Source organism: Roseateles sp. FW305-36 (assembly GCF_058787015.1).
Genome location: NZ_JBYSZK010000006.1, coordinates 190,537 through 201,424 on the forward strand (window position 1 = coordinate 190,537; position 10,888 = coordinate 201,424).

At 70.6% G+C, this 10,888-nt stretch carries 11 protein-coding genes; 5 read left to right on the forward strand and 6 right to left on the reverse strand.

Annotated features, from left to right (window positions below; genetic code table 11):
• Positions 1-25: 25 nt before the first annotated feature.
• Genes AC3WOE_RS13450 through AC3WOE_RS13460 form a run of 3 tightly spaced genes read left to right on the forward strand, consistent with a single transcriptional unit; the run spans position 26 to position 2,418 of the window.
• Positions 26-487, forward strand: coding sequence for a thioredoxin family protein (locus AC3WOE_RS13450; protein WP_492691120.1), 462 nt, complete (start codon positions 26-28; stop codon positions 485-487).
• Positions 484-1,620, forward strand: a complete 1,137-nt coding sequence (locus AC3WOE_RS13455; RefSeq protein WP_492691121.1) for an MFS transporter — start codon at positions 484-486, stop codon at positions 1,618-1,620. The genes AC3WOE_RS13450 and AC3WOE_RS13455 overlap by 4 nt, the downstream gene beginning before the upstream one ends.
• Positions 1,621-1,638: 18 nt before the next feature.
• Entirely contained in the window at positions 1,639-2,418 is a 780-nt protein-coding gene (locus AC3WOE_RS13460; protein WP_492691122.1) for an alpha/beta fold hydrolase, read from the forward strand.
• Positions 2,419-2,428: 10 nt separating this feature from the next.
• Here AC3WOE_RS13460 and AC3WOE_RS13465 read toward each other — a convergent pair whose 3' ends face one another.
• Positions 2,429-3,214, reverse strand: coding sequence for a CDP-diacylglycerol diphosphatase (locus tag AC3WOE_RS13465; protein WP_492691123.1), 786 nt, complete (start codon positions 3,212-3,214; stop codon positions 2,429-2,431).
• A gap of 156 nt (positions 3,215-3,370) precedes the next feature.
• Between AC3WOE_RS13465 and AC3WOE_RS13470 the strand changes: the two genes are divergently transcribed.
• On the forward strand, positions 3,371-5,434 hold the full coding sequence (locus AC3WOE_RS13470; RefSeq protein ID WP_492691124.1) for a PAS domain-containing hybrid sensor histidine kinase/response regulator: 2,064 nt from the start codon (positions 3,371-3,373) through the stop codon (positions 5,432-5,434).
• Between the two features lie 60 nt (positions 5,435-5,494).
• Here the strand turns inward: AC3WOE_RS13470 and AC3WOE_RS13475 are convergent, their stop codons facing one another.
• Positions 5,495-6,499, reverse strand: a complete 1,005-nt coding sequence (locus tag AC3WOE_RS13475) for an aldo/keto reductase (protein ID WP_492691125.1) — start codon at positions 6,497-6,499, stop codon at positions 5,495-5,497.
• A 395-nt stretch (positions 6,500-6,894) separates the two neighbouring features.
• Between AC3WOE_RS13475 and AC3WOE_RS13480 the strand changes: the two genes are divergently transcribed.
• The gene (locus AC3WOE_RS13480; RefSeq protein ID WP_492691126.1) at positions 6,895-7,245 is read left to right on the forward strand and encodes a hypothetical protein; all 351 of its coding nucleotides are present in this window, start codon (positions 6,895-6,897) and stop codon (positions 7,243-7,245) included.
• Between the two features lie 164 nt (positions 7,246-7,409).
• On the opposite strand, the gene AC3WOE_RS13485 is transcribed toward AC3WOE_RS13480, so the two are convergent.
• Genes AC3WOE_RS13485 through AC3WOE_RS13500 form a run of 4 tightly spaced genes read right to left on the reverse strand, consistent with a single transcriptional unit; the run spans position 7,410 to position 10,802 of the window.
• Complete coding sequence (locus tag AC3WOE_RS13485; RefSeq protein ID WP_492691127.1) at positions 7,410-8,423, reverse strand: ABC transporter ATP-binding protein; 1,014 nt, start codon at positions 8,421-8,423, stop codon at positions 7,410-7,412.
• Complete coding sequence (locus tag AC3WOE_RS13490; RefSeq protein WP_492691128.1) at positions 8,399-9,199, reverse strand: ABC transporter permease; 801 nt, start codon at positions 9,197-9,199, stop codon at positions 8,399-8,401. Before AC3WOE_RS13490 ends, AC3WOE_RS13485 begins: the two co-directional genes overlap by 25 nt.
• Positions 9,196-10,035: a hypothetical protein gene (locus tag AC3WOE_RS13495; RefSeq protein ID WP_492691129.1), complete on the reverse strand. Its 840-nt coding sequence runs from the start codon at positions 10,033-10,035 to the stop codon at positions 9,196-9,198. The genes AC3WOE_RS13490 and AC3WOE_RS13495 overlap by 4 nt, the downstream gene beginning before the upstream one ends.
• Positions 10,026-10,802: an alkaline phosphatase family protein gene (locus AC3WOE_RS13500; RefSeq protein WP_492691130.1), complete on the reverse strand. Its 777-nt coding sequence runs from the start codon at positions 10,800-10,802 to the stop codon at positions 10,026-10,028. The genes AC3WOE_RS13495 and AC3WOE_RS13500 overlap by 10 nt, the downstream gene beginning before the upstream one ends.
• Positions 10,803-10,888 lie beyond the last annotated feature (86 nt).

Sequence of the window (10,888 nt, forward strand, 5' to 3'; positions counted from 1 at the left end):
ATTTCCTGCCCCATACTGTGTCGCCATGCGTTTTCTGACCGCTTCCCTCCTTCTCGCCACCAGCCTCGCCGCCACGGCCGGCGGCCCGCCGCCCATCTACGACGAAGGCGTGGACGCCAAGGCCGCCGTCAAGGCGACCCTGGCCGAGGCGGAGAAGGCCAAGGTCCCCGTCCTGGTCGTCTTCGGCGCCAACTGGTGCGGTGACTGCCGCATGCTGGACAACACGTTCAAGCACGGCCCGAGCGCCCCGTTGATCGCGCAGCACTTCAAGGTCGTCAAGGTCGACGTCGGCCGCTTCGACCGCAATGTCGACATCGCCGAGGGCTACCGCGTGCCGCTGAAGAAGGGCATTCCCGCCGTCGCCGTGCTGTCGCCCCAGGGCAAGCTGCTCTATGCCACCGAAGGCGGCGAGCTGGCCGACGCGCGCAAGATGGGCGACCAGGGCGTCTACGACTTCTTCACCCGCATCGCCGCGAACGCCAAGTGAGCCCTGTCGTCGGTGCGTCACGCGCCCTGCGCGCGCAGTTCTTCGTGCTGGGCGTCATGTTCGCGACCTGGGGCGTCCACGTGCCCACGGTCAAGGGCCACTACGGCCTGGGTGAACAGGCTCTCGCCATCGCCATGCTGGCGGGTGGCGTCGGTGCGCTGATGGCCCTGGCCCAGGCCGGCCGCGTCGTCGGCCGCTGGGGGCCGCGCGCCGTCTCCGCCGTCATGGGCGTGGCCTGCTGCGCCTCCATCGCCTGCCTGCTGGCGGGCTCGGCCTATGCCGCCCTGCTGGCCGTCATGCTGCTGTTCGGCATCACCGGCAGCCTGGTCGACGTGGCCATCAACACCGAGGCCACCGAGATCGAGCGCCTGGCCGCCAGGCCGCTGATGAGCGGCTTCCACGGCATGTTCAGCCTCGGTGGCATGGCCGGCGCGGGCCTGGGCAGTGTCGCGCCCGCCCTCGGCCTGTCGCCCCAGGCCCATCTGCTCGTCGCCACCGGCTTCGGCGCCGCCGTCGTGCTGGTGGGCAGCCGCGCCATGCTGCCCGTGCCCGAGAAGGAGGCCGAGGAGAAGCATCCACTCAGCCTGCCACGCGGACCTTTGCTGCTGTTGGGCGTGCTGGCCTCCATGGGCCTGATCGCCGAGGGTGCCATGTACGACTGGAGCGTGCTCTTCATGAAGCAGGAGCGCGCCAGCGAGGCCAGCACCGCGGCCCTGGCCTATGCCAGCTTCAGCGGCGCCATGGCCATCGGCCGCTTCGGCGGCGACTGGGTGCGCGCCCGCGTGACGCCGGCGCGGCTGATGCGGGCCAGCGGCGCTCTGGCCGCGGCCGGCATGACGCTGTCCCTGGCCGTGCCCTCGGCCTGGGTGGCGCTGCTCGGCTTTGCCCTCGTGGGCCTGGGCCTGTCCAATGTCGTGCCGGTGCTGTTCAGCGCGGCCTCGCAGGTGCCTGGCGTGTCCTCGGCCCATGGCATTGCCGCCGTGTCGGGCGTGGGCTATCTGGGCATGATGGCCGGCCCGCCGCTGATCGGCCTCGTCGCCGAGCACTCTTCGCTGGCCACCGGCCTGGTGGTGGTGGTCGTGTTCGCCGTCTTCATGGCTTTGTCGGCCAAGCGGGCGATGCGCCAGGGCTAGGCCTGGGATGATGCAGCGATGCGCGTCGAAGAGCACTGGGTCCACCATCCCCGCGGCCGGCTGTTCGCGCGCTCGTGGACGCCGGCGGGCGAGTTGCATGCCGCGCCCCTCGTGCTGCTGCATGACTCGCTGGGCTGCGTCGAACTGTGGCGGGACTTCCCTGCCGCATTGGCCGAAGCCACCAGCCGCCGCGTCGTCGCCTATGACCGCCTGGGCTTCGGTCGCTCCGATGGGCGTGAAGGCGGCATGCCGCTGGACTTCATCGCCGAGGAGGCCAAGAGCTTCTTCCCGGTCGTGCTGGAGCAGCTCGGCATTGATCGCTTCGTCGTCTTCGGCCACAGCGTGGGCGGCGGCATGGCGGTCAACTGCGCGGCAGAGCTGTCCGGGCGCTGCGAGGCGCTGATCACCGAGTCGGCCCAGGCCTTTGTCGAGGACAGGACCGTGCAGGGCCTGCTCGCGGCGCGGGAGCAGTTCAAGCAAGCGGGCCAGATGGAGAGGCTGGCCCGCTACCACGGCGACAAGGCGGCCTGGGTGCTGGAGGCCTGGCTGGGCACCTGGCTGAACCCGGCTTTCGCGGCATGGTCACTCGAGGCGGTGCTGCCCCGCGTGCAAGGCCCGGTGCTGGCCCTGCATGGCGGCGAGGACGAATACGGATCGCCCCGGCATCCCGAGATGATTCGCCGGCTCGCCAGCGGGCCGGTGCAGGTGGCGCTGCTGGAAGGCGCCGGACATATGCCTCACCGCGAACAGCCGGCGCAGGTCCTCGCCTTGGTGGGCGCGCGCTTCGCCGCGAACTGAGCCGCCGCTGTCAGCTGCCGGACGCCGGCGCCGCGCCCTTCACGACGGCGCAGTCGTGCTCCTGGACGTCATGCTCGGCGATGCCGCTGGTCGGGTCGTTGTCGTCGCGCCGCGTGGCCATCAGCACGAAGCCCGGCTTGCCGTCCTTGAAGCTCACTGCCACGACGCCGATGCCGATGGCACCCATGTCGGCCACCGCACCCGGCACATGGGCGGCGATGTCGGTGATGGGGTTGACGGCGTCCAGCCTGTCGCCGTCGACACGCCGCACCAACCAGCTGTGGCCTTGCCAGCCACCGGACAGCGGCGCCCAGTCCTGCTTGAGTTCCGCCTCGGCGGCCTGCAGCCGCGCCTGCAGGTCGGGCCGGATGCAGGAGATGTGGATGTGGAACTGGTCCTGGCTGCGCCGACGCACCGGGTTCAGCGTCAGCGACACCGCCTCGCGCGGCAGGGCGCGGCCGTTGAGCTGGTCGAGCAGGTCGCGCGCATGCCAGGCCTGGGCGAAGAAATTGGGCGCGCCGGGCTGCAGCAGCTCCGGGCTTTCGATGCCGCTGATGCGGGCCGTGGGCAGCAGCAGGTACTGCAGCACGCCACGCCTGTCCTTCATGACGGCCCAGCCGAATTCGCGGCCGGCCGGCATCTCGACGCGGGTGCAGGGCGGCGGCATCACGCCGCTGGCCGCCGCGGGCACGCAGCCGCCGTCGATGATCTTCCACAACACGTCACGGTCCGCGGCCAGCGCGGAGCCGGAGGCGGTCAGGAACAACAGGGAGGCGGCGAAGGCAGGCAGGCGCATCGGGGCAGGACAGGAGAACTGCTGGGAGCTTCGAGTTTAGGGCCCGGCCGCGGCGAGGACGCTCGCAGGCAAGGCAACGGCAAGCTGTCGGAGCCACGCCTCGAACTCCGCAAGGCGGTCCGGCTGGACAATCACGAAGGCGGCCCGGCGGCCCGAATGCCACGGCAGGCACGCCACTTGCCCGCGCGCCCGGATGACGAGGAACACTTCCCATTGAACACGCCGACCCAGACCTACCGCCAGGGCGAGGAAAGCTTTCGCCTGCTGGTTGACAGCGTGCGGGACTACGCCATCTTCATGCTCGACATCGAAGGCCACGTCCTCACCTGGAACATCGGCGCCGAGCGCATCCAGGGCTATCGGGCCGACGAGGTCATCGGCAGTCACTTCTCGCGTTTTTACCCACCGCAGGCCCTGGCCCGCCGGTTGCCGACGCACGAACTGGCCATGGCGCGACGCGACGGCGCCTTCGAGGACGAAGGCTGGCGCATGCGCAAGGACGGCTCGCTGTTCTGGGCCAACGTCGTCATCACCGCCCTGCGCGATGCCTCCGGCCAGCTCGTCGGCTTCGCCAAGATCACGCGCGACCAGACGCAAAGACGCAGCCAAGAGGAAGCGCTGAAGCGCAGCGAGGAGCGTTTTCGTCTCCTCGTCGAAGGCGTGGCCGGCTATGCCCTGTTCATGCTCGACGTCAACGGCCGCGTCGCCTCCTGGAACGAGGGGGCCCAGCGCATCAAGGGTTACGCGGCCGACGAGATCCTCGGCCGCCATTTCTCGATCTTCTACCCGCCCGAGGTCACGGAAAGCGGCTGGCCGGACTACGAGCTGCAACAGGCCCAGGAAACCGGCCGCTTCATGGACACCGGCTGGCGGCTGCGCCAGGACGGCAGCCGCTTCTGGGCCCAGGTGACCATCACGGCCCTGCGCGACGGGGGTGGCCAACTGGTCGGCTATGCCAAGCTGACCCGCGACATGACCGAGTCCATGCGCATCGAGGCCATGGAACAGGCCAACCGGCAGCATGAGGAGATCCTCGACGCCGAGCGCAATGCCCGCATCGCCGCCCAGCGCGCCACGCGCATGAAGGACGAATTCCTGGCCACCCTGTCGCACGAGCTGCGCACGCCGCTGAGCGCCATCCTCGGCTGGACCCAGGTGCTGCTGCGGGCCAAGCCCGGCGACACGCGCCTGGACGTGCCGCGCGCCATCGAAGTCATCGACCGCAATGCCCGCGCCCAGGTCCAGCTCATCGACGACCTGCTGGACCTCAATCGCATCATGACCGGCAAGCTGCGCCTGGACCTGCAGCAGCTGGCCATGACCGACGTCATGCAGGCCGCCATCGAGTCCGCGGCGCTGGCGGCCTCGACCAAGGGCGTGCAATTGCAAGCGCTGCTGGACCCAGCGCCCGCGAGCGTCAATGGCGACGCCGGCCGGCTGCAGCAGGTGGTGTGGAACCTGCTCACCAACGCCATCAAGTTCACGCCCGCGGGCGGCAAGGTGCAGGTGCTGCTGCAACGCATCAACTCCCACGTCGAGTTCAGCGTCAGCGATACCGGCATCGGCATCCCCGCCGCCTTCCTGCCGCGTGTCTTCGACCGCTTCACCCAGCAGGATGGCTCGGCCTCGCGCGCTCATGGCGGCCTGGGGCTGGGCCTGGCCATCTGCAAGCAGCTCGTCGAGCTGCATGGTGGTCGCATCCGTGCCGAGAGCGCCGGCGAGGGCCAGGGCGCCAGCTTCTTCGTCACGCTGCCACTGTCCATCCTGCAGACGGCCGAGGAGCGCGCCGGCGAACACCCGTCGGCCGAGGAGGGACGGGCCAGCGACAACCTCGCCCTGCCGCGCCTGGAGGGCGTGCATGTCTTCGTGCTGGACGACGAACCCGATGCGCGCGGCCTGATGTGCCGCATCCTGGAAGACCAGGGCGCCCGCACGACCGCCTTTGCCTCGGCCCAGCAACTGCTGGACGCGGTGCAGAGCTCGCGGCCCACCGTCATCGTCAGCGACGTCGGCATGCCCGGCATGGACGGCTACCAGATGATCCGCGCGCTGCGCGCCACCGAGGCGCGGGAGGCCCGTGTTCCGGCCCTGGCCCTGACCGCCTTCGCGCGGCCCGAGGACCGCAAGCGCTCGCTGATGGCGGGCTTCCAGGCCCATCTGTCCAAGCCCTTCGACGTGGCCGAACTCATCCTGCTGGTGGCCGGCCTCGCCGAGAAATAGCCGGGCTCTCTCCTCGCCCAGGGCCTCGAGGGAAGCGCTCGCCCCTCGTCCCTTGAATCGCTAGGCCTGCTGCTCCAGCCGCAAAGCCTGCTCCACGATCGCCAGTTCTTCGTCGGTCAGCGGCACGCCGTTGGCCGCGCCGAGCGCATCGTCGATCTGCGCCAGCCGGCTGGCGCCGACCAGCACCGAAGTCATGCCCGCGTGCCGCAGCACCCAGCTCAAGGCCAGCTGCGGCAGGCTCTGGCCACGAGCATCAGCCAACTCCTTGAGCCGACGCACGACGGCCAGGCGGCCGGGCGTGATGTCGGTCGACTTCAGGAAGGCGCCGCGCGCGGCGCGCGAGTCCGCCGGAATGGCCGAGGCCAGATAGCGCTCGGTCAGGATGCCCTGGGCCAGCGGCGAGAAGGCGATGCAGCCTATGCCTTCTTCGGCCAGCGTCTCCAGCAGGCCCGCCTCGATGTGGCGGTCCAGCATGCTGTAGCGCGGCTGGTGGATGACGCAGGGCGTGCCAAGCCGGCGCAGGATGGCGCTCGCTTCGCGTGTCTGCTCGACCGAGTAGTTGGACAGACCGGCGTAGATCGCCCGCCCGCTGCGCACCGCGTGGTCCAGCGCACCCATGGTCTCCTCCAGCGGCGTGTGCGGGTCGGGGCGGTGGGAATAGAAGATGTCGACATAGGGCAGGCCCAGCCGCTTCAGGCTCGCGTCCAGACTGGCGAGCATGTATTTGCGCGAACCCCATTCGCCATACGGCCCCGGGTTCATGCGGTAGCCGGCCTTGGTGGAGATGACCAGCTCGTCGCGATGGGCCTGCAGGTCCTCGCGCAGCAGCCGCCCCATCGTCAGCTCGGCCGACCCGGGCGGCGGCCCGTAGTTGTTGGCCAGGTCGAAGTGCGTGATGCCACGGTCGAAGGCGCCCAGCACCATCTCGCGCGCGACGTCGTAGCGGTCGACGTCGCCGAAGTTGTGCCACAGGCCGAGAGACAAGGTGGGCAGCAGCAGCCCGCTGCGCCCGCTGCGGCGATAGGGCTGACGGTCGTAGCGCTGGGGGGCGGGGGTGTGGGTCATGGGTTGGCGGCAGGGCGCGCCTGCGACGAGGGAGGGCGCGGGGATGGTAGGCGTGTACCTGGGTGTAATACCGCCGCCGGCGCGCGCGCCGATGCGCACCACCTGGCGCTCGACCGCGGCCTCAGCGACAGCTCATGCGTTGAAGCTCCGGCCCCGAGCTGCTTCAAGCGACTCCTCTCAACGGCTTGCGCGCGGTTGTGGAAGTCGTTTCTCATGACGCCCCAACTGTCGTCAAGGTCTTGCTCCTCGCCCGGCGGCCAGCAGACCTATGCTGCGCCGCCACGTCGCCTCTGACAGCGCCGTCACGGGCAGCCTATAGCTCGGTCGGTCGGGTGCGAGGTGTCCGCTGCGCCGGCCAGGTCTCGCGCCGCGTCTTCACCCTAGGGGCAAGAACCGTGGACGACTCGCAAAACCAGGTGCCGATGGACTCGGCGGGCTTGTCGGTGCTGGACAAGTTGGCGCGGCTTGCGCCTGCCTTGGACGGCTACCCGGTGAACCAGTTGCTGGATGTTTTCATGTCCGCCGAGCAGCGCGACCGCGCCCAGGCCCAGCACCTCATCAATCGGTGCATCGTCCATTGGATCGCCACCCTGGAGGGCGACTTGAACGCCTACCCCCACGCGCCGGACGACGCGCTGCTGAAGATCAAAGTGCGCCAAAAGAGCGCCCGGGATGCACTCTTCACCTTGCAGGACGAGCTGTCGCGGTTGGACGTTGTCCATCGCGACCGTGGGCAACCCTGTTGATAACTTGGGCGGAGCGCGGCCAAGTCCTTGTCCCGCGTGGCCCAGGCTTGAGCTGCCCGCAAATAGGGCAATGCGGTGTCAGCCGGCCCGGGAGGTCTCGGCATCCGCCTCGATGACCTCGCGCGCCGAGACAGTGATGTCGGCCTGGGCCTGAGACCTTCCGCTCAAGCGTCCAGCCACTGCATCGCTGCGGACGGCAGGGCCAGGTCGAGCTGCATGCCCGGCGTCGGCGCCGGTGTGCCGGAAGACAGTTGCAGCGTGAGTTGCTGATCGTTCCAGGCCAGCAGTTCGACAGCCGTGTGCTGAAGCCCGGGGTGGACGGCCTGCACGCGGGCACTGAAACGCCAGGCATCGGCAGGCGCAGCCGGCGCGGCGATCTTCAGCGCGGTGATCGGAGCGAGCCAGCAGCCCGCCTCGCGTCGCCACGGCTCCGGCAAGCCACGTGCATCCAGCCGGTTGAAGGCGCCTAAAAAGTCGGCGACGCGAAGCGTGCGCGGACGCTGCCACAGCTCGGCCGGCGGGCTGCACTGCTCGATGCGGCCGTCGAACATCACGGCGACCTGGTCGGCCAGCTCGAAGGCCTCGTCGCGGTCGTGGGTGACCAGCACGCAGCTCTGGCCCAGGTCGCGCTGCAGCTGGCGGAAGGCGCGGCGCAGCGGGATGCGGAAGGACTCGTCCAGGGCCGAGAAAGGCTCGTCCAGCAGCAGCAGCGAAGGCCGCGGCGCCAGGGCCCGGGCCAGGGCCACGCGCTGGCGCTGGCCGCCCGACAGCTGGGCGGGTCGCTTGGCAGCGTGTTCGCTCAAGCCCACCAGGGACAGCAGCTCGGCTATGCGCGCCCGTTGCGCTGCCTCGCCCTCGCCGCGGGCCTGCAGGCCGAAGCCGATGTTGTCCTGCACGCTGAGGTTGGGGAACAGCGCGTAGTGCTGGAAGACGACGCCGATGCCGCGCTGGGCCGTGGGCAGGGCCGACACGTCGCGACCATCGAGGGCCACGCTGCCGCCATCCAGCGCCTGCAGGCCGGCGATGGCGCGCAGCAGCGTGGTCTTGCCGCAGCCCGAACCGCCCAGCAGGGCCAGCACCTGGCCGGCGGCCAAGTCGAGGTCGATGCCTTGCAGGATGTCGCGGCCGCCGAGGGCCAGCCGGGCCTGGTGGACTAGGAGCGCGCTGGGGTTCGCCATGAGGTGAGCAGATGCACAAGGATGCCGAGCAGGGTGACGATGACGAGGCTGACGACGATCAGCGCCGCCGCGAGGTGGCCGTTGGCGCCGCGCAGGCCGTTGACCAGGGGTTGCAGCAGCTCCAGCGAGCCGGCCAGCAGCAGGTTGGCGATGGCGAACTCCATGGCCGCCGTCGTCCAGGCCAGCAGGCCGGCGGCGGCAAACGACGGCAGCAGCAGCGGCAGCAGCACGCGGCGCAGCAGCAGGCCGTCGGAGGCGCCCAGCGTGCGGCTGGCGTCGATGAGGGGTTTGGCGTCCAGTTGCTGCAGCGCAGCCGACAGCGTCTGGTGGACCAGCGGGAACAGCAGCGCGGCCAGCACGCCGATGTAGACGAGGCGCAGGTCCAGTACATCGCCCCAGCGGCCGACGAAGAGGTCCAGCGCGCCGATGGCGACGACGACCGGCGGGATGGCATAGGGCATCAGGGCCAGCGCGTCCAGCAGCGACTTGAGCCGCGGCGATGCGAGGTGGCCGGCCAGACTGGCCGCACCGCCGAGCACGACGGCCAGTGCGGCCGAAGCGCCGGAGATCCACACCGAATTCCACGCCGCGGTGCGCACGCGCTCGTCGGCCGCCAGGCCCGCCAGCCAGTGCAGCGTGGCGCCCTGGGGCAGCAGGCCCTGGTCCCAGCGCTCGCTGAGCGCGTAGGCGAACACGGCCAGCGGCGGCAGCAGCACCAGCAGGGCCGCGGCCCAGAAGGCGAAGGCGGGCAGGCGCCAGGGGCGGTTGACGCTCATGCCGGACGCCTCAGCCGGGCGGACCACCAGCGGCCGCCGACGATGACGACGAGCAGCAGCACGGCCATGACGAGGGACAGGGCCGTGGCCAGCTCGGGTTGGGAAAAGATGTCGCCGCTGACGGCCGCCGCGATGCGCACGGCCAGCACGGGGCTGGCGGTGCCGGCCAGCGCGAAGGGCGTGGCGTAGGCCGCGGCGGCATTGGCGAACAGCAGGCTGGCCGTCTCGACGAGGCTGGGCGCCAGCAGCGGCAGACCGACGCGGCGCCAGTAGGTGGCCGGCCGCACGCCCAGCGTGGCGGCGGCTTCGGCAAGGGCCGGGTCCAGCATGCGCACCGGTGCCATCAGCAGCACGACGGCCAGCGGCACCTGGAAGGCGGTGAAGGCCAGCAGCAGGCCGGCGTCGCTGTTCAGATCCCAGCCCAGCGGCAGGCCGGCCAGGCTGAGGCTCTTTTGGGCCAGCGTCGTCAGCACGCCCTGGCTGCCGAGCAGCAGCGTCAAGGCCAGTGCCAGCGGCACGCCGGCGAAGTTCGCACCCAGGCCGGCCAGCACGGCGACCGGTTTCTCCCAGCGCGGGTGAGCGACGAGGTGCAGGGCCGCGCCCAGGCCCAGCACCAGGCCGAGGGCGGTGGAAGCCGCCGACAGCGCCACGGTGCGCGTGATGGCGTCGATGTAGAAGCTGTCGGCCCACAGCTCCTGCAGCGCGCAGCCAGCGCCGCCTGCGCAGGCCTGCAGCATGACCACGCTGCGCCAGCCGAAGGGCAGCAGCAGGGCCGCGGCCATCAGCAGCAGCAGCGGGCCGGCGGCCAGCCAGGCGCGGGCCGGGGTCAACGACATCCGAGGCGCTGCGTGACGAAGCCGCGGATGCCGGTCTGCGTCGTGGGCCAGCCGGCGGGGGCTTCGGCGCCGCCCGTGTGCGGCAGCCAGACCAGGGGCACGTCGCGCTCCACCGGCAGCGGGCCGCCGTGCCAGTGGTCGGCATGCATGCCATGGTCGCTGGTCAGCAGCAGGTCGTAGCCGGCGGCATGCCAGCGCGGCAAGGCCTGGGCCAGCACCATGTCCAGCTTGCGCGCGGCCATGCTGTAGCCGCCGGACTCGCCGCCGTGGCGGTGGCCGGCCAGGTCCAGGCCCATGGGGTGGACGAGGATGAAGTCGGGCAATTGCGCCTGGCGCAGGGCCTCGGCGTCGGCCAGCAGATGGGAGTCGGGGTAGTCGTCTTCCCAGTACCAGCGCGCGGCCTCGATGCCGAGCTGGGGCAAGGCGGTCTCGCGATGCATCAGCGGGTCGAAGACGGCGCCGGTCAGCAGCTCGAACACCCAGTGGTAGGCCGCCACGGCCGAGCTGCGGCCGGCGGCGGCGAGATCGTCGAACAGCGTGTCGCCGCAGCGCTGGCCGGCCTGGCCGTTGCCCAGGATGCCGTGCTGCAGCGGCGTGCGGCCGTTCAGCACGGTGGCGTAGAGCGGGCGCGACAGGCTGGGCAGTTCGCAGCGCAGCGAGGTCCAGTGCGCACGGCCGGCCTCGTTCAAGGCCTGGACATAGCCCATGTAGTCGCGGGCGGTGTCGGCGCGCAGGCCATCGACGAGGAGGAGGACAAGTTTGTTCATGTGGTGTCTTTGGCGAGCCGAGCGCTGGGCCGCTCCCGAGCCGGCTCGCTCATGACGATGTGCTTGCGGCTCGATGCCGCAAGCAT

Excerpts from the sequence above, each read along its gene's own strand:
- AC3WOE_RS13450 (WP_492691120.1), top strand. The coding sequence starts at position 26 with ATGCGTTTTCTGACCGCTTCCCTCCTTCTCGCCACCAGCCTCGCCGCC.
- AC3WOE_RS13460 (WP_492691122.1), top strand. The coding sequence starts at position 1,639 with ATGCGCGTCGAAGAGCACTGGGTCCACCATCCCCGCGGCCGGCTGTTC.
- AC3WOE_RS13465 (WP_492691123.1), bottom strand. The coding sequence starts at position 3,214 with ATGCGCCTGCCTGCCTTCGCCGCCTCCCTGTTGTTCCTGACCGCCTCC.
- AC3WOE_RS13470 (WP_492691124.1), top strand. The coding sequence starts at position 3,371 with ATGCCACGGCAGGCACGCCACTTGCCCGCGCGCCCGGATGACGAGGAA.
- AC3WOE_RS13475 (WP_492691125.1), bottom strand. The coding sequence starts at position 6,499 with ATGACCCACACCCCCGCCCCCCAGCGCTACGACCGTCAGCCCTATCGC.
- AC3WOE_RS13485 (WP_492691127.1), bottom strand. The coding sequence starts at position 8,423 with ATGGCGAACCCCAGCGCGCTCCTAGTCCACCAGGCCCGGCTGGCCCTC.
- AC3WOE_RS13490 (WP_492691128.1), bottom strand. The coding sequence starts at position 9,199 with ATGAGCGTCAACCGCCCCTGGCGCCTGCCCGCCTTCGCCTTCTGGGCC.
- AC3WOE_RS13495 (WP_492691129.1), bottom strand. The coding sequence starts at position 10,035 with ATGTCGTTGACCCCGGCCCGCGCCTGGCTGGCCGCCGGCCCGCTGCTG.
- AC3WOE_RS13500 (WP_492691130.1), bottom strand. The coding sequence starts at position 10,802 with ATGAACAAACTTGTCCTCCTCCTCGTCGATGGCCTGCGCGCCGACACC.